Source organism: Streptomyces sp. NPDC104814 (genome assembly GCF_055583185.1).
Genome location: NZ_JBVJOL010000005.1, coordinates 445,434 through 467,147, shown reverse-complemented (window position 1 = coordinate 467,147; position 21,714 = coordinate 445,434). Strand labels below are relative to the sequence as shown.

The following is a 21,714-nucleotide window of genomic DNA, read 5'->3' as shown; positions in this document are numbered from 1 at the left end:
GGTGCGGAACCGATCCTGCCGGGGGGTGCGTCTAGGGGGGCGTGCAGCGTCATGGCTCCATCGGCGGCAGCGCCGCGTCTCGCGTCCGTGTGGCAGGAGGTGTCCTCCTCGTCGCCCACCTCGCGTTCGTCGCCTGGTTCACGCTGCGGCCGCTGGACGTTCCCTGGGTGATGCCGGCCAATCTGCATCCCTTCGCCGGGATCCGCTACGACCTCGCCCAGGGCGGGGCGTTCGCGGTGCGCCGGCTCGGCACGGGACTGGCGCTGCTGGCGCCGCTCGGCGTGCTGCTGCCGCTGGTGCACGGCCGGCTGGACGCCTCCCCGTTCGGTTCCCTGCTGCGCACGACCGTCGCGGGGGCCCTGCTGTCGCTGGGCATCGAACTGCTGCAGACCGGGGTTCCCGGGCAGGTGGCGGACGTGGACGCGCTGCTGCTGAACACGGCGGGCGTGGCCGTCGCGCATCTGCTCGTCGTGCCCGTCGGCCGGGCCTTCCTGCGCCGCGGCGCCCGGCGCTCGCCGCTGCCCCTGGAGGAGCCGGCTCAGGGTCGTACCCCGACGATTCCCAGGGTCGGGATCGCCCCGTGGAGCGACGTCGCGCCGCCGTCGTCGCCGTAGCGTTGAAGTCGTTGGAGGCAGCCGGCCCGGCGGCCTCAGCGCCGACAGCTCGCGAAGGAGCCGACATGACCGCCCTGACCCGCCCCACCCACGGCCGTGTGATCGCCGGCGTGTGCGCCGGCCTGGCGCGGCGCTTCGGCACCTCGGCGACCACGATGCGGGTGATCTTCCTGCTGTCGTGTCTGCTGCCGGGCCCGCAGTTCCTGCTCTACATCGCGCTGTGGATCCTGCTGCCGTCCGAGGACAGGGCCCGCACGGCCTGGTGACCGCACGCCGACGGGGCGCACTCCTGGAAGCAGGGGTGCGCCCCGTCGGCGTTCGCGGGGGTCAGCCCAGCGGGATGCCGTTCAGGCCGCTCGAGCCCAGGCCCTGCACCGGCAGGCCGCCGAGCAGCCCGGTGAGGGGCTTCGCGGGCCCGTCGGCGAGCACCTTGCCGACGGCCGGCTGGGCGGCCGCGAGGCCCGAGTTGAGGGCGGTCGGGCCGTGGGACAGCGCCGCACCGGCGCCCGGCACCGCCTGGGCGACGTTCTCCGCCGGCAGCGTCTGGGTCAGACCGCCCAGCGCCGAGGAGGCGTCGGGGAGGGCGGGGGCGGCGTTCGCGGCGCCGGCGCCCGCAGCGGCGAAGGCGGCACCGAGGGCGGCGACACCGAGGGTCTTGGCAGCAGACTGCTTCATGAAAATGCGTCCTCGAATGGAGACGGGGATTGAGCGGTCCACGACCGTAAACACGCGACGCCTCCGGCCGCAAACATCGAAATGCGGACGGATGGTGAACGCCCGTCCGCATTTCACTGCCGGTCATGCCATGGCTCAGCCCTCCGGGTCCACAGAACCGCTGGTGGAAGCGGTCTACTGAAACAGCCATTCGGATTTCAGCTCTGCATATCCGGGCTTGATGACGTCATTGATCATCGCGAGTCGTTCATCGAAAGGAATGAACGCTGATTTCATCGCATTGACGGAGAACCACTGCAGGTCGTCGAGCGTGTAACCGAACGCCTCGACCAGGTGCTCGAACTCCCGGCTCATGCTGGTGTGCGACATCAGCCGGTTGTCCGTGTTGACGGTCGCCCGGAAGTGCAGCCGCCGCAGCAGCCCGATGGGGTGCTCGGCGTACGACGTCGCCGCGCCGGTCTGCAGGTTGGAGCTGGGGCACAGCTCCAGCGGGATGCGCTTGTCGCGGACGTAGGAGGCGAGCCGTCCGAGGGTGACCGTGCCGTCGTCCCCGACCTCGATGTCGTCGATGATCCGCACCCCGTGCCCGAGCCGGTCGGCGCCGCACCACTGCAACGCCTGCCAGATGGACGGCAGTCCGAACGCCTCACCGGCATGGATCGTGAAGTGGTTGTTCTCCCGCTTCAGATACTCGAAGGCGTCCAGGTGCCGGGTGGGCGGGTAACCGGCCTCCGCGCCCGCGATGTCGAAGCCGACGACCCCCAGGTCCCGGTAGCGGTTGGCGAGTTCGGCGATCTCCAGGGCGCGGGCGGCGTGCCGCATGGCGGTGAGCAGGGCGCCGACGCGGATGCGCCGGCCGTTGTCCCGGGCGAGCCGTTCGCCTTCCCTGAAGCCCTCGTTGACGGCCTCGACGACCTCCTCCAGCGTCAGCCCGCCCTCCAGGTGCTGCTCGGGGGCGTAGCGCACCTCGGCGTAGACGACGCCGTCCTCGGCGAGGTCCTCGGCGCACTCACGCGCGACCCGTACCAGGGCCTCGCGGGTCTGCATCACGCCGACGGTGTGCGAGAAGGTCTCCAGGTACCGCTCCAGTGATCCGGAGTCGGCGGCCTCCCGGAACCACAGGCCGAGCTTGCCCGGGTCCGTCTCCGGCAGCTCGGAATAGCCCGTCTCACGGGCGAGTTCGACGACGGTGGCGGGGCGCAGACCGCCGTCGAGATGGTCGTGCAGCAGAACCTTGGGCGCCCGGCGGATCTGGTCCGGCGTCGGAATTCTGCCCTTCTGGATGGTCTGGCTCGTCATTTCCGCACTGTAACGCCTACGCGCGTAGAGGGCGCGATGTACATCGCCGCCGATATGTAACGGTGACCGCGAGGAAGGGTGGCGTACACCGTTGCTTCTGACACTGTTCTGCCATGGCACACGATGTGACGCCGGCTCCTGCGGCCCGGCTGGGGCGGGCGCTCGGTCCGCAACCGACGGCGGTGAGCGGGGTGGTGCTGCTGCTCCCGGACGGTGAGGAGGTCTCCACCCGCAGACCCTCACCGCTGCGGGCGGCGGCCTCCGTACGGGCGTTGGGCCGCGCCCTGGCCCGCACGGGCCACGCCGAGGGGCTGGCCGTGCACGTCGTGCACTACCGCTGCCGCGGCTGGAACGGCAGCGACGCCCGTCTCGCGGCCGACGCCGGCTGGGCCGCCGACGAGGCGGTACGGCTCTACGGTGACGTCCCCGTGTGCCTCACCGGCGTCGGGATGGGCGGCCGGGCCGCGTTGCGGGCGGGCGGCCACGAGGCCGTCAACTCCGTGCTCGCGCTCGCTCCTTGGCTGCCGGAGGACGACCTGGCGGCGCCCGCCGAACCGGTCAAGCAGCTCGCGGGGCGCCGGGTGCTGATCGCGCACGGCACCAACGACCGGCGTACGGACCCGGAGCTGTCGTTCCGGCTCGCGGCGCGCGCGAAGAAGTCCAACCGGGAGGTGTGCCGGTTCGAGGTGCACGGGGACGGGCACGGGCTGCGCGCCTACCGGGACGAGGTGCTGGCGCTGGCCGCCGACTTCGTGATGGGGGCCGTGTTCGGCTGGGCGTTCGCGCGCCCGGTGCGCGACGCGCTGGAGGCCCCGCCGCCGCTGGGCCTGCGGATGCCGCTGGCCTCCGGGTTCGGGGCGACGTTACGGCGGTAGGGGGTGTCTTGTCGATCAGGCCGGATCAGGGAGCGGCGTCTGGTGCCGTGCATCGCAAGGCGGAGGAGGGAGTCGATGCGGAGCATTGGGGGTCCCCCCTGCTCGTAGAGCTTGGGGGAGAGTGACGACAACGCGGCGAGGTGCGGTGCCAGACGCCGCGAGCCCGGCGTGATCGGCGAGACACCCCCTAGAGCGCCGCCCGTCAGGGCAGCAGGCTGCCCCTTCTGGACAGCAGGAACTTTTTGAAGGCCGCCACGGGTGGGGTGTCGGGGTGGCCGTTCAGCCAGGCGACGCCGATCTCGCGGACCGCTCTCGGGGCGGTGACCGTCAGTTCCGCGACTCCGGGGCGGGGGAACGCCGGTGGGGGCAGCAGGGCCACTCCGAGGCCCGCCGCCACCAGTCCGCGCAGGGTTTCGGCCTCCTCGCCCTCGAAGGCGATCCTCGGCTTGAAGCCGGCCTCGCGGCACAGGTCGTCGGTGATGCGGCGCAGCCCGTAACCCGGTTCCAGCGTGACGAACGCTTCGTCGGCGGCCTCGGCGAGGCGGATGCGGCGGCGCGAGGCCAGGCGGTGGTCGAGGGGGACGACGAGGCGCAGCTTCTGTTCGTCGAGGCGGCGGGCGACCAGGTCGGGGGCGTCCGGGACCGGTGAGGTCAGGCAGAGGTCGAGGTCGCCGGCGCGCAGCCCCTCCAGCATGGCCTCGCCGTAGTTCTGGACCAGGCTGAAGCGGACGCCGGGGTGATCGGCGCGGAAGGCGTGGATGAGGCCGGGCACGGTCTCGGCGCCCATGGTGTGCAGAAAGCCGAAGGCAACCTTGCCGGTGGCCGGGTCGGCGTCGGCGCGGACCTCGTCGGCGGCACGGCGGATCTCGCCGAGGGCGCGCTCGGCGGATGCGAGGAAGGTGCGGCCGGCGGGTGTGAGGGAGACGGTGCGGCCGTGGCGGGCGAACAGGTCGACGCCGAGGTCCGCCTCCAGCCGGGCCATCGCGCGCGAGAGGGTCGACTGGGGGACGTTGAGTTCCTGGGCAGCGCGGGTGACGTGCTCGGTGCGGGCGACCGCGGTGAAGTACGCCAGGCGGGGTGCGAGCAACAGCGCCATGTCTTCTGTGTCACTGGATGGTGACAGGCGCGCCTGTGACCTCTGCTGATGCACCATGGGAACGATTATGACGTTTCCATGCATTGGACGGATGAGTGGGGCCGTCCCTACGGTCGTGGCATGACTCCCGCCAGTACCGGGGCGTCCACCACCGTGGGCGCCGCTGCTCGTGTCCCTGCTCCCTCCCTGGCTTCCGATCTGGCCTGCGACGCCCGGATGACGCCGGGCGGCCCCGGCTACCGCCGGATGAGCCTCGCCCTCTTCCTCGCGGGCGTGGCGACGTTCGCCCTGCTGTACTCCACGCAGGCGCTGCTGCCGCTGATCTCAGGAGACTTCGGGGTCGCGGCGGGCGAGGCGAGCTGGACGGTGGCGGCCGCGACGGGCGGTCTGGCGCTGTTCGTGCTGCCGATGAGCGCCCTGTCGGAGCGCTACGGCCGCCGTACGGTGATGACGGCCTCGCTGGCGGTGGCGGTGACCCTCGGGCTGCTGGTGCCCTTCGCGCCGTCGATCGGGGCGCTGGTGGTGCTGCGGGCGCTGCAGGGCGCGGCGCTGGCCGGGCTGCCGGCGTCGGCGCAGGCGTATCTCGCGGAGGAGGTCGCGCCGCGGGCGCTGGTGACCGCGATCGGCCTGTTCGTGGCGGGCAACAGCGTCGGCGGGATGAGCGGCCGGGTGATCACCGGCTGGGTCGCGCAGGAGTGGGGCTGGCGGACCGCGGTCGGCGTGATCGGGGTGATCGCGGTGGGCTGCGCGGTGGCGTTCCGGCTGCTGCTGCCCGCGCCGCGGCACTTCACGCCGGGGTCGCTCAGGCCCCGGGTGCTGGCCGCCACGGTCCGCGACCACCTGGCGAACCCGCTGCTGCGGCGGCTGTACGCCATCGGCGCGCTGTTCATGACCGTCTTCGGCGGGGTGTACACGGTGATCGGCTACCGGCTGACCGGGGCGCCGTTCTCGCTGCCGCAGGGCATCGTCGGCTCGATCTTCCTGGTGTACCTGGTCGGCACGGTGTCGGCGTCGACGGCGGGCCGGCTGGTCGGGCGGCTGGGCCGACGGGGTGCGCTCTACCTGGCGGGCGGCACGACGGCGGCGGGTCTGCTGCTGTCCCTGGCCGCCTCCCTGCCGCTGGTGCTGCTCGGCCTGGTGCTGATCACGGCGGGCTTCTTCGCGGGACACGCGGTGGCGTCCTCGGCGGTCAGCAAGACGGCGACCCGGGGACGGGCGCAGGCGTCGGCGCTGTACCAGTCGGCGTACTACATCGGCTCCAGCGTCGGCAGCACGGTCGGCGCCATGGCGTTCCACTCGGGCGGCTGGGCCGGGACGGTGGGCGTGGGCCTGCTGGCGGTGCTGGGCGTCGTGTCGATCACGCTGCTGGGGACCCGGGCGGCGCGGGTGGCGGCCCGTCGCGAGCCGGTGCCGGCGCACTGACCACTCCCCGCCCCTGACCTGCCTCTTTGTCCACTCCGGAGGCCATTGTCAGTGGGCTGCGGTAGCTTCCGAAGTGTCCGGTAGCGACGATGCGGCGGACAGGGACACGGCCACAGGGGTGGGTGGACGATGGGTGACGGCACGGCGACGGCCGATCTGGACGTCAGGCTGGAGAAGCACCGGGTCGAGCTGACGGGGTACTGCTACCGGATGCTCGGCTCGTCCTTCGAGGCCGAGGACGCGGTGCAGGACACGATGGTCCGCGCCTGGCGCAGCTACGACAAGTTCGAGGGCCGCTCCTCCCTGCGCTCGTGGCTGTACCGGATCGCGACGAACGTCTGCCTGGACATGCTGACCGCGGGCAACAGGCGGGCGCGGCCGATGGATCTGACGGAGTCGACGCCGCTGGCGCAGGCGGCGCTGTCCCCGCGGCCCGAGAACACCTGGCTGGAGCCGATGCCGGACGCGCGGGTGCTGCCGGCGGTCGAGGACCCGGCGGAGGCGGCGGTGGCCAAGGAGTCGGTGCGGCTGGCGTTCATGGCGGCCCTGCAGAAGCTGCCGCCCAAGCAGCGCGCGGTGCTGATCCTGCGGGAGGTGCTGGCCTGGCGGGCGAGCGAGGTCGCCGAGCTGCTCGAGACATCGGTGGCGTCGGTCAACAGCGCCCTGCAGCGGGCCCGCGCGACGCTCGCGGAGCAACCGGAGCCGGGCGCCGAGGCCGCGGTGTCGGACCCGCTGGACGAGGAGCAGCGCAAGCTCCTGGAGCGCTATGTGCAGGCCTTCGAGGGCTACGACATGGCCGCGCTGACGGCGTTGCTGCACGAGGACGCCATCATGACCATGCCGCCGTTCGACCTGTGGCTGACCGGCCCGGCGGACATCACCGGCTTCATGACCACGCTGGGCGCGTCCTGCGCGCACTCCCGGCTGGTGCCGGTGCAGGTCAACGGCCTGCCCGGGTTCGCGCACTACAAGCCGGAGGAGACGGGCGGCTTCTCGGCGTGGGCGGTGCAGGCGCTGGAGATCTCAGACGGCCGGATCACCGGGTTCCACTGCTTCCTGGACGTGCAGCGCTGGTTCCCGCTGTTCGGCCTGCCCCTCCAGCTCGAAGCGGAGGCCGACGAGGTCCAGCAGGGCGGTTAGCGCGGGGGCCGGGTCGCGCAGGCGTATCCGCGCGCCGGCCCGGCGTGCGGTCAGCTGGAGCCGCGCCAGCAGGTCGACGGCGGTGAGTCCGGGTGGTCCCAGCCCGCCGACGTCGCAGACCACGACGCCGGTCCCGCCGGCCTCCAGCAGCGCCCGCACGTCGTCGCACAGCCCCGTCACCTCATCCCGGGTGACGGGGCCGGCCAGCGCGAGTACGGGCGGTGTCATGGCGTCCACGTGCGGTAGACCGCGCGGCCGGGCGGAACTCATCGCGGCGGGCGCCGGGGGCCGCCGACGAGAATCACATTGACCCGGCTCGGCCGCGCCGACCAGGGTGATCGCCATGCCCTGTGAACCAGCTCCGGACCCGGTACCCGACGTTCACCCGCTCGCCGGGGAGGTCCTGTGCAGGGGGTGCTGAGCGGCTTCGCGGTCATCGCGGTCGTCATCGGTGTGGGGTACGTGCTGGGGCGGCTCGGCTCGCTCGGGCAGCAGGGCCGTGACGTCCTGACGGCGCTCGCCTTCCAGGTGGCGACGCCCGCGCTGCTGTTCACGACCCTGGCGCGGGCCGACCTGTCGGTGATCTTCTCCAGCCGGCTGCTGGTGACGGCGCTGAGCACGGCGGCCGTCGTGGGGATCTTCGTGGCGGTGGGGGTGCTGCGCCGCTGGGGCGTGGGCCGCACCACGATCGGTGCCCTGTGCGCCGGTTACGTCAACTCCGGCAACCTCGGGATCCCGATCGCCGTGTACGTCCTCGGCGACGCCTCACTCGTCGCGCCCGTGATGCTCTTCCAGCTGATCCTGGTCACCCCGCTCGCCCTGGCGGTGCTGGACCTCTCGGGGCGGGGCGAGAAGGGGCCGCTGTGGCAGCGGCTGCTGACGCCGCTGCGCAACCCGGTCGCGGTGGGCTCGCTCGCCGGTGTCCTGGTGTCGGCGGCCGGTGTGCACGTCCCCGGGCCGGTCATGGACCCGATCAAGCTGATCGGCAACATGTCGGTCCCGGCGTCGCTGCTCGCCTTCGGCATCTCCCTGTACGGCAGCGCGGCGCCGGGCCGGGGGCGGGACCGGGTGCCGGTGCTGCTGTCGGTGGCGCTGAAGTCGGTGGGCCAGCCGCTGATCGCCTGGTGCCTGGCGCGGACCGTCTTCGGCCTGCACGGCGCGGCCCTGCTGGACGTGGTGGTGACGTCGGCCCTGCCGGCCGCACAGAACCTGTTCACCTACGCCAGCCGCTACCGCGTCGCGGAATCCCTGGCCCGCGAATCGATCCTGCTGTCGACGGTGACGTCGGTACCGGTACTGGTGGCGGTGGCGGCGGTGCTGGGGTGAGGGTCAGTCGACCGGAAACTCGCTGGTGTCGAGGTCGAGGTCGAAGGGCTTCGGCAGGGAGATCGTGACGCCGAACTTGCCGGCGCGCAAAACGCGGTACACGTCACCATGCGGTTCGCCGTACAGCGTGATCGTGGGTCCTCCGGGCGCCCAGTGGTCGATGAGGAGGTAGAGGGGAACACCGGCCTGCGCATAACCCGCAGCCTTCTTGATCCGGTCATTGCTCGCGTTCGACTTGGACGTGATCTCCACAACGAGCTCGGCCGCAGCTGCCGCGATGTAGTGGCTCTTCTGCGCGCGCAGCACTTCCCTCGGCGCGACGGCGATGTCCGGGATGTACAGCCCGTCACGGGAAGGGACTGCCGTGCCCAGTGTCTGGTAGATGCCCCAACTCTTGGGGATCACTTCATACAGGCTGCGCTGAACGAGATCAGCGATGTCGTTGTGGTCGTTGGACGGCGGTGGTGCCACGGTGACGATCCCCTCGATGATCTCCACCTTGCAGCCCTCCGGTGCGTCCGTCTCCTCCCAGATACGGACGAGGCCGTCCCACTCGCTGCCGCCGGCCGTCGAGTGGTCGACGGTGAGTGCGCTCATGGCGGTTCTCCAATCGGTGCGGCACCGATCCCAGCATGCCGAACGGGACCGGTGCAGGTCCACCGGTCCCGTTCACCCGAAAGGGGAAACCGCAGGTCAGGCGATACGTTCCCGCACCACCGGCGACGCCGTGAAGGCCGTGCCCGGGGCGGCGATGTCGTAGGAACCCTCGACCGCCTGGAGGGCGTAGTCGAAGCGCTCCGGGGTGTCGGTGTGGAGGGTGAGGAGGGGCTGGCCCTCGGTCACCGTGTCGCCGGGCTTGGCGTGCATCTCCACGCCGGCGCCCGCCTGCACCGGGTCCTCCTTGCGGGCGCGGCCCGCGCCGAGGCGCCAGGCGGCGACACCGATGTCGTAGGCGTCGAGGCGGGTCAGGACACCCGAGGACGGCGCCTTGATCACGTGCTGCTCACGGGCCACCGGCAGCTGCGCGTCCGGGTCGCCGCCCTGGGCCGCGATCATGCGGCGCCAGACGTCCATCGCGGAGCCGTCGGCGAGGGCCTTCGCCGGGTCGGCGTCCTTCACTCCGGCCGCGTCGAGCATCTCGCGGGCCAGGGCGATCGTCAGCTCCACGACGTCCGCGGGGCCGCCGCCCGCCAGGACCTCCACGGACTCGCGCACCTCGAGGGCGTTGCCCGCGGTCAGGCCGAGCGGGGTGGACATGTCGGTGAGCAGGGCGACCGTCTTCACCCCGTGGTCGGTGCCCAGGCCCACCATGGTGGTGGCCAGCTCACGGGCGTCCTCGATCGTCTTCATGAACGCGCCCGAGCCGACCTTCACGTCCAGGACCAGGCTGCCCGTGCCCTCGGCGATCTTCTTCGACATGATCGAGGACGCGATCAGCGGGATCGCCTCGACCGTGCCGGTGACGTCGCGCAGGGCGTAGAGCTTCTTGTCGGCCGGGGCCAGGCCGTCGCCGGCCGCGCAGATCACCGCGCCGACCTCGTCGAGGACGCGCAGCATCTCCTCGTTGGACAGCAGGGCCCGCCAGCCGGGGATCGACTCCAGCTTGTCCAGGGTGCCGCCGGTGTGGCCGAGGCCGCGGCCGGAGAGCTGCGGGACGGCGGCGCCGCACGCGGCGACCAGCGGAGCGAGGGGCAGCGTGATCTTGTCGCCGACGCCGCCCGTGGAGTGCTTGTCGGCGGTCGGGCGGGTGAGCGAGGAGAAGTCCATGCGCTCGCCGGAGGCGATCATCGCCGCCGTCCAGCGGGCGATCTCCCGGCGGTCCATGCCGTTGAGCAGGATGGCCATCGCGAGCGCGGACATCTGCTCGTCGGCGACCTCGCCGCGCGTGTACGCGTCGATGACCCAGTCGATCTGTTCGTCGCTGAGTCCACCGCGGTCGCGCTTGGTACGGATGACGGAGATGGCGTCCATGGCCATGGCGTTCCTTCCGAGACGTTCAAGAAATGCGCGGCCCCTCCGATCCGACTCGGAGGGGCCGCGCGGGAGTTACCGGGAGAGGTGGTCCGGGCCGAAGGCCTGCGGCAGCATCCGGGACAGCGGCAGGATGCCCTCCGGGGTCTCCAGCAGCAGGTCCGGGCCGCCGAACTCGTACAGGAGCTGGCGGCAGCGGCCGCACGGCACGAGGATGTCGCCGCGGCCGTCCACGCACGTGAAGTGCGTCAGCCGGCCGCCGCCGGTGCGGGCCAGCTCCGAGACCAGCCCGCACTCGGCGCACAGGCCGATGCCGTAGGAGGCGTTCTCCACGTTGCAGCCGGAGACCGTGCGGCCGTCGTCCACGAGGGCCGCGACCCCGACCGGGTAGCCGGAGTAGGGGGCGTACGCCCGGGTCATGGCCTCGCGGGCCACGGCGCGCAGCGCCTCCCAGTCGACCCCGGCACCGGCGCCGGCCTCGGCGGACGCGGTCACTTGCCCTGGCCCTTGCGGTACGGCAGACCGTCCGCCTTCGGCATCCGCAGCTTCTGCGCGGACAGCGACAGCACGAGCAGGGTGACGAGGTACGGGGTGGCCGTCACGACCTGCTTCGGGACGTCGTCGGTACCGAGGTACCAGGCGAACATCAGTGCCGAGACGGCGAGCGTGATCACGGCGGGGACGTACTTCTTCTTCCACGCCTGGTAGATCGCCCCGGCCACGAGCAGGATCGCCAGCAGCAGGATCAGCGCGTGCACGTTGGTGGTGCCGCCGCGCAGGTTGAGGCTGTCGGTGTAGCCGAACAGGCCCGCGCCGAGGGCGAGGCCGCCCGGCATCCAGTTGCCGAAGATCATCGCTGCGAGGCCGATGTAACCGCGGCCGGCGGTCTGGCCGTCGAGGTAGACGTTGGAGGCGACGATCGAGAGGAACGCGCCGCCGAGACCGGCGAAGCCGCCGGAGATGATCACCGCGATGTACTTGTACTTGTAGACGTTGACGCCGAGGGACTCGGCGGCGACCGGGTTCTCGCCGCAGGAGCGCAGCCGCAGGCCGAAGGAGGTGCGCCACAGCACCCACCAGGTCGCGGGGACCAGCGCCACCGCGATCACGGTGAGCGGGGACAGGTCGGTGATCAGACCGCCGAGCAGGCCGGCGATGTCGGAGATCAGGAACCAGTGCTTGCCGTTGAGGGTGTCCAGCCAGCTGGACAGGCCCGGGATGTCGAAGGTGCCGAGGGAGTCGATCGGCGGTGACTGCTTGGAGGAGCCCTGCGGGACGCCCTCGAAGGTGAACTTCGACAGATAGCGGGTCGTGCCGAGCGCCAGGATGTTCAGTGCCACACCGGAGACGATGTGGTTGACGTTGAAGGTGACGGTGGCGATGGCGTGCAGGATGCCGCCGAGCATGCCGCCGATGATGCCGAAGACGACACCGGTCCACGGGCCCCACTGGTAGCCGGCCCAGGCGCCGAACCAGGTGCCGAGGATCATCATGCCCTCGAGGCCGATGTTGACGACACCCGCGCGCTCGGCCCACAGGCCGCCGAGACCGGCGAGGCCGATCGGCACGGCGAGGCGCAGCGCCGTGGACATCTGGCCGGTGGAGGTGATGCCGTGGGCGTCGGTGATCAGGCGGACGGCCGAGGTCAGGACCAGCACGCCCGCGATGACCAGCAGCAGCACCGGGAGCGACATGCGGCGGCCGCCCCGGCCGGGCTTCTTCGCCTGCGGCTTGGCGATGGTCGCGGTGGACATCAGGCCGCCACCTCCTTGTTCTGGGTGTTCTGAGCGGCGGCGGCGAGCTCGGCACCGACCCGCTTCTGCTGGCGGCGCAGGCCCCACTGCCGTACGGCCTCGTAGGAGATGACGACCGCGAAGACGATCAGGCCCTGCATGATCGTGGCGATCTCCTTCTCGTACGCCACCGGGGTGGCGTAGTCGAGGGCGGGGGACGCCTTGTCGAGGAAGGCCCACAGCAGCGCGGCGAGCGCGATGCCACCGGGGTGGTTGCGGCCGAGCAGGGCGATGCCGATGGCGGTGAAGCCGAGGCCCGCCGGGAAGCTCAGGCTGTAGGTGTGGGCGTCGCCGAGCAGCAGCGGCAGACCGGACAGGCCGGCGACACCGCCGGAGATCAGCATGGATACCAGCACCATGCGCTTGGCGTCGACGCCGGAGGCCGCGGCCGCGGTCTCGGAGGCGCCGGTGGCGCGCAGGTCGAAGCCGAAGCGGGTGCGGTTGAGGACGAGCCAGTACAGGATGCCCAGCAGCACGGCGAGGAAGACCAGGCCGTAGATCTCGCCGACGTCGGAGCCCAGGTTGATGCCGGGGATCCAGCCGGACTCGTGCATGATCCCGGTCGTCATGTTGTTGCCGACCTGCCGGCCCCACACGTCGGTCAGCGTGAGGTAGCCGATGAGCGCGGTGGCGATGGAGTTCAGCATGATCGTCGCGACGACCTCGCTGACCCCCCGGGTGACCTTGAGGACGCCCGCGATGCCGGCCCACAGGGAGCCGGTCAGGATCGCGACGAGCAGCAGCAGCGGCACCTGCAGGAAGTTCGGCAGGGCGACCTTGGCGCCGACGACGGCGGTCATCACGGCGGCCAGGCGGTACTGGCCGTCGACGCCGATGTTGAACAGGTTCATCCGGAAGCCGAGGGCGACCGCGAGGGCGGCGATGTAGTACAGCGACGCCTGGTTGATGATCAGCACCTGGACGTCGGAGTAGCCGGCCTGCTCCAGCATCAGCCGGTACGGCTCGAACGGGTTCTTGCCGGAGGCGATCAGGACCACCGACGTCAGGGCGATGGCGAGGACGAGCGCGATGACCGGGCCGGCCACCGCGGTGAGCACCCGCTCCTTGTCGAACTTCTTCATCGGGCCTCGTCCTCCGGGGCGGCTTCGTCGTCGCCGTGCTCGTCGTGCTCCAGGTGGCCGGTGGCGGCACCGGTCATGGCCGAGCCCAGCTCCTCGGGGGTGATGGTGGCCGGGTCGGCGTCGGCGACCAGCCTGCCGTTGTAGATCACGCGCAGGGTGTCCGACAGACCGATCAGCTCGTCCAGGTCGGCGGAGATCAGCAGCACCGCCAGGCCCTCGCGGCGGGCCTCCCGGATGCGGTCCCAGATCTGCGCCTGCGCGCCGACGTCCACACCGCGGGTGGGGTGGGCGGCGATCAGGAACTTCGGGGCGTGGCTCATCTCGCGGCCGACGATCAGCTTCTGCTGGTTGCCGCCGGACAGGGACGCCGCGGTGACGTCGATGCCGGGGGTGCGGACGTCGTACTCCTCGACGATCCGGCGGGTGTCGTCCTGGGCGCCCTTCGGGTTCAGCCAGAAGCCCTTGGCGTTGGGGGCCTCGGTGACATGGCCCAGGATGCGGTTCTCCCACAGCGGGGACTCCAGGAGCAGGCCCTGGCGGTGGCGGTCCTCGGGGATGTACCCGACGCCGGACTCGCGGCGCTTGCGGGTGGCCCAGCCGGTGATGTCCTCGTCGAGGAAGCGGATCGTGCCCGCGTCGGCGTTCTTGGTGCCGATGAGCGCGTCGATCAGCTCGGTCTGGCCGTTGCCCTCGACACCGGCGATGCCCATGACCTCGCCGGCGTGGATGGTGAAGGTGACGTCGTCGAGGACTTTCTTGACCTCGCCGCGCTGGACCTCGTCCATGAGATAGCTCGCGGACGACTCGCCGAGCGACACCGTGCCCGACGAATAGACCGTGAGGCCCTGCACCTCGATCACCGGCCGGTCCGTGACCGTCGACTCCGCGGTCTCCGGCGTGGGCAGTTCGCTGCCGACCATCATCTCGGCGAGCTGGCGCGGGGTGGTCTGCGAGGGGACGGCCGTGCCCACGGTCGTACCGCGGCGGATGACGGTGATGTCGTCCGCCACCGACAGCACCTCGCCCAGCTTGTGGGAGATGAAGATGACGGACAGGCCCTCGGACTTCAGCTCGCGCAGGTTGGCGAACAGGGCGTCGACCTCCTGCGGGACGAGCACGGCGGTCGGCTCGTCGAGGATGAGCGTCCTGGCGCCGCGGTAGAGGACCTTGAGGATCTCCACGCGCTGGCGGTCGGCCACGCCGAGGTTCTCGACCAGTTCGTCCGGGCGGATGCCCAGGCCGTACCGGTCGGAGATCTCCTTGATCTTCTTACGGGCGCCGGCCCCGATGCCGAACAGCTTCTCGCTGCCCAGCGCCACGTTCTCCAGCACGGTGAGGTTGTCGGCCAGCATGAAGTGCTGGTGGACCATGCCGATGCCGCGGGCGATGGCGTCGGCGGGGCTGGAGAAAGCGACCTGCTCGCCGTCGACGGTGATGGTGCCCTCGTCCGGCTTCTGCATGCCGTAGAGGATCTTCATCAGGGTCGATTTGCCGGCGCCGTTCTCGCCGACGAGGGCGTGGACGGTGCCCTTGCGGACGGTCAGGTGGATGTCGTGGTTGGCGACGACACCGGGGAATCGCTTGGTGATCCCCGCCAGCTCTACCGCGATGGTCGACGAAGCGGTGAGCGGAGGGCTGCTGGTCGCGTCGATGGCGCACTCTCCTCAGGAAAGGGGCCGCTCTACGCGCGTAGCGCCCCTGCTTTAAATAGTGCTCGGACCGAATCGGTCTTTTTCGGGTCCCCGATCGGTTCCGAGCATTCTGCCGCGCGAACGGGGCACGGTGAGCGATCCTCTCCGCGCCCCGTTGCATGGCCGTAACGCTGCCATTGCGGCGTTGTGGTGGCCAAGGCCTCTGACCGGGATGGTCAGGAGGTCTTCACCTGGATGGTGCCGTTCTTGATGCCTTCCTCGGCCTTCTTCACCGCGGCCTGGATGTCGGCGTTGCTCTTGTAGGCCGGGTTGGAGTCGGCGAGGCTCACACCGCCGGTGGCGAGGCTGGCGCGGATCTCACCGGTCTGCGGCTTGCCGTCGTGCACCGACTTGGCCAGGTTGTACACGGCGCCGGCGACGTCCTTCATCGCGGAGGTGAGGATGGACGCCTTGTACTTGGCCAGCGCGTCCTGCTTGTACTGGTCCGAGTCGACGCCGATCGCCCACACCTTGTGCGCGTTGGCGGCCTTGATCACGCCCTGGCCGGACAGACCGGCGGCGGCGTAGACGACGTCGGCGTGGGCCTCGATCTGACCGTTGGCGGCATCCTCACCCTTGTCGGGGCTGGAGAAGCCGCCCTCCTGGGCCGTCTGGGTCAGGTACTGCGACTTGACCGTGACGCCCTTCTTGGTGTCGGCGACGCCCTGCTTGAAGCCGGCCTCGAACTTGTGGATCAGCGGGACGTCCACGCCGCCGATGAAGCCGACGGTGTTGGTCTTCGTGGCCTTGGCGGCGACGACACCGGCGAGGTAGGACGCCTGCTCCTCGTGGAAGACGAGGTCGGCGACGTTGGGCGCCTTGATGGTGTTGTCGTCGACGATGCCGAAGGTGGTCTTCGGGAACTTGGCGGCGGCTTCCTTCACGGCCGGCGCGTAGGCGAAACCGACGCCGATGACAGGGTTGTAGCCCTGCTTGGCGAGGGTCTCCAGGCGCTGCACCTTGTCCGCGTCGGACTCACCGTCCTGCGGCTCGACGGCCGTCGACTTGTAGCCGAACTCCTTGTCGGCCTTCTCCAGGCCGGCGGTGGCGGCGTCGTTGAAGGACTGGTCGCCCTTGCCGCCGACGTCGTAGGCCAGGGCGAGGCCCAGGTCCTTCTTGCTGCCCGACGAGGAGCTGGAGGAGCTTCCGCAGGCGGAAACGGTGACAGCGAGGGCTGCGGTGGCAACACCCGCAACCGCGATTCGGGACACCCGGCGCATGGAACGAGACTCCTTTGTGCAAGCGCCCATACCAGGCGCTGGTTCCGCCGCAGCGTAACGCGCGTAGACCAGACGGAAAAACCCTTCTGTCCGGTCCGTTATCGAGCTGTGGCCACAGTCGCGCCCCAGATTACGGACAGCGAAACGCCCCTTGCAGGAAGCAAGGGGCGTATCCGCAGGAAGGAACCCTAAGGGCCTACTTGGTGTTGACGGTCACCTTCCCGTTCACGATCTCCTGCCTGGCCTTGTCGACGGCGCCCACGACGTCCTTCATGGCCTGGTACTTCGGGTTGGAGTCGGCGAACCCGACGCCGTCGTTGGCGAGCGACCCGCGCACGGTGCCGCTGAGCGGCTTGCCCTGGTACACCGACTTGGCGAGGTCGTAGACGGCGCCGCCGACGTTCTTCAGGGCCGAGCCGAGGATCCAGTCCTTGTACTGGCCGAGGGCGCTCTGCTTGTACTGGTCGGAGTCGACGCCGATCGCCCACACCTTGTGCTGGGCGGCGGCCTTGATCACGCCCTGCCCGGACAGGCCGGCGGCGTGGTACACCACGTCGGCCCCGGCCTCGATCTGCCCGTTGGCGGCGTCCTCCCCCTTGTCGGGGCTGGAGAAGCCGCCCTCCTGGGCGGTCTGCGTCAGATACTGCGACTCGATCTTGATCCCCGGGTTCACGGACTTGGCGCCCTGCGCGAACCCGGCCTCGAACTTGTGGATCAACGGGATGTCCACGCCGCCGATGAACCCGATGTGGTTCTTCTTGGTGGCCTTCGCGGCGGCGACGCCCGCGAGATACGACGACTGCTCCTCGTGGAACACCAGGTCGGCGACGTTCTTCGCCTGGACGGTGTCGTCGTCGATGATCCCGAAGGTGACCTTCGGATACTTGGCGGCGACTTCCTTGACCGCCGGTGCGTAGACGAAGCCGACGCCGATGATCGGGTTGTACCCGGCCTTGGCGAGCTGCTCGAGACGCTGCACCTTGTCGGCGCTGGACTCGTTGTCACTGGGCTCGACGTCCCGGCCGCCGATCTTGAACTCCTGCTCGGCCTTCTGGAAGCCGGAGAAGGCGGCGTCGTTGAACGACTGGTCGCCCTTGCCTCCGATGTCGTACGCGAGGCCGATGCCCTTGCCGGAGTACTTCCCGGAGGCGTCGGCGCTGCTGGAGGAGGAGCTGGACTCGCCGCATCCGGCGGCCGCGAGGGCGATGACCGTGACGGCCACCGCGGCTTGGGAGAACCTGGTCCTCCGAGATTTCAGACGCACGTCGAGCACCCCTTCATCCCCACGGCACCGTTCACGGGACCGCATCCCCAAGGCGATTTCGGCGCACAGTAACGCGCGTAGAGAGGCGGGGGAACGGGCTTGCACCGGGCGTTACCGTTTCGTGCCGCCCAGCACGCGACCCGGCACCCAAGCCGACGACGGCCCGCAGTCGCGTACGGCGGGGAGGGGACGGGGTGGGGGGTGTCCGCCCGCAGCGTCCGGCACCGACCAACGGCACCCCCGTCGCAAACGGCCGGCCGGACCGAGGACGGACACCCCCCACCCCGGCCCCGACTTGACCACCGCCCGTAGGCGGCGACGCACGCCACGACGGACCGCCACGGGCCGCCGCAGGCAAAAAAGGGGCGCGGGGAACGGCGCGACCAGCCACAACGAAACCCGCAGCAGACAACGCACCCAGCGCCGCAGGCACAACGCACCCGCAGACAACAACGAACCCGGCGCCGCAGGCAAACGCACCCGGCGCCGCAGGCAAACGCACCAGGACGACGGGCCAGGCTCACCCGAAGCGGCCGACCGCGTCGAGCAGTGCCGCCGCCGTGAAGAGTTCCACCCCCACCGTGATCGCCGACTCGTCGACGTCGAAGTCGCCCTGGTGCAGGTCCCGCACCGTGCGCTCGCCCGGCGGGCGGACGCCGAGGCGGGCCATGGCGCCGGGCACGTGCTCCAGGTACCAGGAGAAGTCCTCGCCGCCGAGCGACTGCTCCGTCGACTCGACCGACTCCACTCCGCGCCGAGCCGTCATCGCCTCGCGCAGGAGTTCCGTGACCGCCGGGTCGTTGATCACCGGCGGCACCCCGCGCACGTAATTGATCTCCGACTTCGCCCCGTGCAGGTTCGCCACCTCGTCGATCGCCGCGACCACCATGTCCGGCGCCTGCCGCCACGCCTCGATGTCCAGGCAGCGCACGGTCCCGGCCAGCTCCGCGTGCTGCGGGATGACGTTCGGCGCGTGTCCGGACTCGATGCGGCCCCATGTCACGGCGAGCCCGCTGCGCGTGTCGACGCGCCGCCCGACGAGCGCGGGCACGTCCGTGACCACCCGGGCCGCGGCGGTGACCAGGTCGGTGGTCAGGTGCGGACGCGCGGTGTGGCCGCCGGGGCCGTCGAGCGAGATCTCCAGCCGGTCACAGGCGGAGGTGATCGCGCCGGCCCGCAGTCCGACCCGGCCCGCGTCGACCCGCGGGTCGCAGTGCACGGCGAGGATGCGTCCGACGCCGTTCAGCGCGCCGCAGGCGATCGCGTCGGCGGCGCCGCCCGGCAGCACCTCCTCGGCGGGCTGGAAGATCAGCCGCACCGGACGCGGCAGCCGCCCGTGCCGGTGCAGCTCGGCGAGGACGAGCCCGGTGCCGAGGACGACCGTGGTGTGCACGTCGTGGCCGCAGGCGTGGGCGCGGTCGGGCACGGTCGACCGGTACGGGCAGTCGGCCTTCATGTCCGGGATGGGCAGCGCGTCGATGTCGGCGCGCAGGGCGAGCATGCCGGGGCCGTCGGACGAGCCGCCCACGGGTACGCCGATGTCGCAGATCAGACCGGTCCCGCTGGGCAGCACGCGCGGGTGGAGCCCGGCCGTCTCCAGACGGGCCTTGATCGCCGCCGTGGTGCGGAACTCCTGGTTGCCGAGCTCGGGGTGCATGTGCAGGTCGCGGCGGAAGGCGACGAGCTCGGCGCGCAGCTGCTCGGGGAGCGTGCCGGGGAGCACGGCGGCCCCGGACGGATCGGCCTCGGACTGTAGCGACATCAGTTGCTTCACCCTCTGAAGGGTAGGGCGCCGGGGCGGCCAACTGACCCGCGATCAACAAAAGTTCAGCCCGTTAGGGGAAGAAAATCTGGCCGCTCGACGCATAGGGGTGGTCGTGGAAGGGTAAACTCGCCCGACTCGAGACCGGGTCGATCTTGGGTCGAGCCTCCGTCTTCTGCTCTTTTCACCTCTTTTCCACGGATACCACGCCGCGCGCAGACCACGCGGCCGGTGTTCGCCTGTCGGGACGGGCTCGGGTCCCCGGTGGGGACGGCAGCCGGGTTCCCCGGACCGGGTTCCCTGATCACCCCGCCCGGAGCACGGCAGGGGCCGTAGGGTCCCGGCGTGACCGAACCCACCGCCGGCTCCACCGCCGACTGCCTCGCCGGCTCCCCCGCGGGCTCCCCCGCAGCCTCCCCCGGCGGCTTCGCGGGAGGCTCCCCCGCCGCGTTCCTCACCGACACCCGCGCCGCGTACGACGCCATCGCGCCGGCGTACGCCGAGGCGTTCCCGGACAGCCTGACCGACCGCCCGCTGGAGCGGGCCCTGCTGTCGGCGTTCGCCGAGCAGGTCACGGCGCACGGGCCGGAGCCCGTCGCGGACGTCGGCAGCGGCCCGGGCCATGTCACGGCCCGGCTGCACGCGCTCGGCGTGCCGGTGTTCGGGGTCGACATCTCCCCACGGACGGTGGCCCTCGCCCGTGAGACCCATCCGGGCCTGCGCTTTCACGTGGGGTCGATGACGGCGCTGGACCTGCCGGACGCCACGCTCGGCGGACTGCTGGCGCTGTACTCGGTCATCCACGTACCGGACGAGCGGCTGCCGGCGGTGTTCGCCGAGTTCCGCCGGGTGCTGGTGCCGGGCGGGCAGCTGCTGCTGTCGTTCCAGACGGCGGACCCGGCGGCCGACGGGACGGAGCATCTGCACCTGTCGGAGCGGTTCGGGAGGGAGATCGCGCTCGACTACTACTGGCGCACCCCGGAGGCGGTGGCCGCCGTTCTGGCGGAGGCGGGCCTGTCGCTCCGGGCCCGGGTCGTGCGCGAGCCGCTGGACGAGGAAAAACGCGCCCGGGCCTTCGTACTGGCGAGCAAGCCGAGCTGAGCCCGGCGCCGCATCCGCCTCACCGGACGACCGCCGGCCCGGCCCAGCGGCTCACGTCGCCGACGCGGGACCTGCCACGCCCCTCCGCACGGTCGGACACGGGGCCTCGCGGCGGCCGGCCGGTGCCGGACGGGCCTCCGGCCGGCACCGGCCCGACGCCGCACACGGCAGCCGGACCGATCACGGCAGGCGCCGGACGCCGCACCCGGCAGCCGGACAGATCACGGCACCGGTCGGCGCCGTACCCGGCCGCCCCCGTCACCTGATCCACCGGACAGGCCTACGCGGTGCTCATGTGGGTCAGTCTGCGGACTCCCCGGGCCGTTCCCGTCACTCCCGACAGGAAGCCCTGGGCGCGTGGTGAGGCCGTGCGGGTGAGCCAGTCGGGGTGGATGTCGCAGACCGCGACCTGGACGTCGGTGCCGGCCAGGGCCAGGGGCAGGGTGTGCACGACCGTCGAGGGGAAGCTCAGGATGGTCCGGCCGACAGGCCCCCGGCGGGCGATCAGCTCCAGCGGCAGCTCGGGCCGGACGATCTCGAGACCGGTCTCGACGGCCAGCCGGTGCAGTTTCTCCGCGCTCTCGCGCCGGTGGGCGAAGTAGCGGGTGACACCGTGTGCCTTGGCCAGGGTGCGGACGGCGTCGAGGTAGCGCTCGCCGTCCACGACTCCGGTCTCCACCAGCGACGTACCCACCATGTCGGCGCCCTTGGTGATGCGCGGCGGCCCGAAGCGGGACCGGGTCCAGGCGAAGTCGTGGGCGGTGACGCGCACGCCGTCGGGGGCCTCCTCGATCGGCAGGGAGGAGAAGACCTCCACCCGCTGCTCGCCGCCGGGCGTGAGGCGGCGCCGGGCGACGGCGGACACCGGCGCGAACACCAGGTCGCGCGGGCCGCGCCGGCCGCCCTTGCGGTGCCAGCGCACCAGCCGCTCGCCGCGCGCGAGCTGGGCGACGAACTCCATCGTGGCCGTGCCGTCGTCGACGACGACCAGGTCACGGGCGCGGGTGATGGTCAGCAGCAGCTGGACGTACCGGGAGAACGGGTCGCCCATGACGATCCGCTCCGCCCGCCGCAGCGGGCCCGCCAGCGAGCCGACCGTCTGGAAGGGGGCCGCGGGACCGCCCCGGGCCTCCTCCCAGCGGACGGTGTGTCCCTCGTCCCGGGCCAGGTCGGCCATGCGCCGCAGCTGGCCCCGGGTCATCGGGTCGGTCGGGGACAGGACGACGAGGGTGAACCCCGCGCCGGGCTCCTGAAGCGGCCGGATGCCGTGGGCGTGGGCCCACTCCAGGACGTTGAGGAGCTGTACCGGGCTCTCCACGAAGGCGAGGGTGGTGCCGGGTTCGCCGGCGCGTGGGTTCATCGACGCGGGTCCGTCCCCTGATC

The 21,714-nt window shown here is 71.4% G+C and carries 21 protein-coding genes; 7 read left to right on the top strand and 14 right to left on the bottom strand.

All coding sequences use genetic code 11. The features are described 5' to 3' along the window. Positions 1 to 41: 41 nt before the first annotated feature. Entirely contained in the window at positions 42 to 614 is a 573-nt protein-coding gene (locus tag ACZ64A_RS20515) for a VanZ family protein (protein ID WP_469811879.1), read from the top strand. Between the two features lie 65 nt (positions 615 to 679). After that, a complete protein-coding gene (locus ACZ64A_RS20510) occupies positions 680 to 880 on the top strand; it encodes a PspC domain-containing protein (protein ID WP_469811878.1) in 201 nt (66 codons plus the stop codon). Between the two features lie 61 nt (positions 881 to 941). On the opposite strand, the gene ACZ64A_RS20505 is transcribed toward ACZ64A_RS20510, so the two are convergent. Beyond that, entirely contained in the window at positions 942 to 1,289 is a 348-nt protein-coding gene (locus ACZ64A_RS20505; RefSeq protein WP_469811877.1) for an ATP-binding protein, read from the bottom strand. Between the two features lie 174 nt (positions 1,290 to 1,463). Next, a complete protein-coding gene (locus tag ACZ64A_RS20500; protein ID WP_469811876.1) occupies positions 1,464 to 2,588 on the bottom strand; it encodes an adenosine deaminase in 1,125 nt (374 codons plus the stop codon). 113 nt (positions 2,589 to 2,701) lie between these two features. Here ACZ64A_RS20500 and ACZ64A_RS20495 point away from each other — a divergent pair, with 113 nt between their 5' ends. Then, positions 2,702 to 3,463, top strand: a complete 762-nt coding sequence (locus ACZ64A_RS20495; protein ID WP_469811874.1) for a dienelactone hydrolase family protein — start codon at positions 2,702 to 2,704, stop codon at positions 3,461 to 3,463. A gap of 202 nt (positions 3,464 to 3,665) precedes the next feature. Here the strand turns inward: ACZ64A_RS20495 and ACZ64A_RS20490 are convergent, their stop codons facing one another. Then, positions 3,666 to 4,616, bottom strand: a complete 951-nt coding sequence (locus ACZ64A_RS20490; RefSeq protein ID WP_469811873.1) for a LysR family transcriptional regulator — start codon at positions 4,614 to 4,616, stop codon at positions 3,666 to 3,668. A 63-nt stretch (positions 4,617 to 4,679) separates the two neighbouring features. Between ACZ64A_RS20490 and ACZ64A_RS20485 the strand changes: the two genes are divergently transcribed. Together ACZ64A_RS20485 and ACZ64A_RS20480 are read left to right on the top strand one after the other, a co-directional pair. Beyond that, positions 4,680 to 5,981 (top strand): MFS transporter, encoded by a 1,302-nt coding sequence (locus ACZ64A_RS20485; RefSeq protein WP_469811872.1) that lies wholly within the window; start codon positions 4,680 to 4,682, stop codon positions 5,979 to 5,981. A 129-nt stretch (positions 5,982 to 6,110) separates the two neighbouring features. Further along, positions 6,111 to 7,121, top strand: coding sequence for a sigma-70 family RNA polymerase sigma factor (locus tag ACZ64A_RS20480; RefSeq protein WP_469811871.1), 1,011 nt, complete (start codon positions 6,111 to 6,113; stop codon positions 7,119 to 7,121). Here ACZ64A_RS20480 and ACZ64A_RS20475 read toward each other — a convergent pair. After that, positions 7,005 to 7,391 (bottom strand): STAS domain-containing protein, encoded by a 387-nt coding sequence (locus ACZ64A_RS20475; protein WP_469811869.1) that lies wholly within the window; start codon positions 7,389 to 7,391, stop codon positions 7,005 to 7,007. The genes ACZ64A_RS20480 and ACZ64A_RS20475 overlap by 117 nt on opposite strands. A 135-nt stretch (positions 7,392 to 7,526) precedes the next feature. On the opposite strand from ACZ64A_RS20475, the gene ACZ64A_RS20470 reads away from it, so the two are divergent. Further along, positions 7,527 to 8,447 carry an AEC family transporter gene (locus ACZ64A_RS20470; protein WP_469811868.1) on the top strand — a complete coding sequence of 307 codons (921 nt, stop codon included), beginning with the start codon at positions 7,527 to 7,529 and terminating at the stop codon, positions 8,445 to 8,447. A 3-nt stretch (positions 8,448 to 8,450) separates the two neighbouring features. Here ACZ64A_RS20470 and ACZ64A_RS20465 read toward each other — a convergent pair whose 3' ends face one another. From ACZ64A_RS20465 to ACZ64A_RS20425, 9 genes are all read right to left on the bottom strand, one after another. Then, complete coding sequence (locus ACZ64A_RS20465; RefSeq protein ID WP_469811867.1) at positions 8,451 to 9,044, bottom strand: Uma2 family endonuclease; 594 nt, start codon at positions 9,042 to 9,044, stop codon at positions 8,451 to 8,453. Between the two features lie 96 nt (positions 9,045 to 9,140). Continuing rightward, positions 9,141 to 10,418, bottom strand: a complete 1,278-nt coding sequence (locus ACZ64A_RS20460) for a thymidine phosphorylase (protein ID WP_469811865.1) — start codon at positions 10,416 to 10,418, stop codon at positions 9,141 to 9,143. A 75-nt stretch (positions 10,419 to 10,493) separates the two neighbouring features. Then, positions 10,494 to 10,913 carry a cytidine deaminase gene (locus tag ACZ64A_RS20455; protein ID WP_469811864.1) on the bottom strand — a complete coding sequence of 140 codons (420 nt, stop codon included), beginning with the start codon at positions 10,911 to 10,913 and terminating at the stop codon, positions 10,494 to 10,496. Next, positions 10,910 to 12,172: an ABC transporter permease gene (locus ACZ64A_RS20450; protein WP_469811863.1), complete on the bottom strand. Its 1,263-nt coding sequence runs from the start codon at positions 12,170 to 12,172 to the stop codon at positions 10,910 to 10,912. The genes ACZ64A_RS20455 and ACZ64A_RS20450 overlap by 4 nt, the downstream gene beginning before the upstream one ends. After that, positions 12,172 to 13,293 carry an ABC transporter permease gene (locus ACZ64A_RS20445; RefSeq protein WP_469811862.1) on the bottom strand — a complete coding sequence of 374 codons (1,122 nt, stop codon included), beginning with the start codon at positions 13,291 to 13,293 and terminating at the stop codon, positions 12,172 to 12,174. The genes ACZ64A_RS20450 and ACZ64A_RS20445 overlap by 1 nt, the downstream gene beginning before the upstream one ends. Beyond that, a complete protein-coding gene (locus ACZ64A_RS20440; RefSeq protein WP_469811919.1) occupies positions 13,290 to 14,903 on the bottom strand; it encodes an ABC transporter ATP-binding protein in 1,614 nt (537 codons plus the stop codon). The genes ACZ64A_RS20445 and ACZ64A_RS20440 overlap by 4 nt, the downstream gene beginning before the upstream one ends. Before the next feature lie 257 nt (positions 14,904 to 15,160). After that, on the bottom strand, positions 15,161 to 16,204 hold the full coding sequence (locus ACZ64A_RS20435) for a BMP family lipoprotein (protein ID WP_361638336.1): 1,044 nt from the start codon (positions 16,202 to 16,204) through the stop codon (positions 15,161 to 15,163). A gap of 196 nt (positions 16,205 to 16,400) precedes the next feature. Continuing rightward, positions 16,401 to 17,426 carry a BMP family lipoprotein gene (locus ACZ64A_RS20430; protein WP_469811860.1) on the bottom strand — a complete coding sequence of 342 codons (1,026 nt, stop codon included), beginning with the start codon at positions 17,424 to 17,426 and terminating at the stop codon, positions 16,401 to 16,403. A gap of 562 nt (positions 17,427 to 17,988) precedes the next feature. Then, entirely contained in the window at positions 17,989 to 19,230 is a 1,242-nt protein-coding gene (locus ACZ64A_RS20425) for a M20 family metallopeptidase (protein WP_469811859.1), read from the bottom strand. Between the two features lie 483 nt (positions 19,231 to 19,713). On the opposite strand from ACZ64A_RS20425, the gene ACZ64A_RS20420 reads away from it, so the two are divergent. Continuing rightward, positions 19,714 to 20,331, top strand: a complete 618-nt coding sequence (locus ACZ64A_RS20420; RefSeq protein WP_469811917.1) for a class I SAM-dependent methyltransferase — start codon at positions 19,714 to 19,716, stop codon at positions 20,329 to 20,331. A gap of 280 nt (positions 20,332 to 20,611) precedes the next feature. Here the strand turns inward: ACZ64A_RS20420 and ACZ64A_RS20415 are convergent, their stop codons facing one another. After that, positions 20,612 to 21,691 carry a hypothetical protein gene (locus ACZ64A_RS20415; RefSeq protein WP_469811858.1) on the bottom strand — a complete coding sequence of 360 codons (1,080 nt, stop codon included), beginning with the start codon at positions 21,689 to 21,691 and terminating at the stop codon, positions 20,612 to 20,614. Positions 21,692 to 21,714 lie beyond the last annotated feature (23 nt).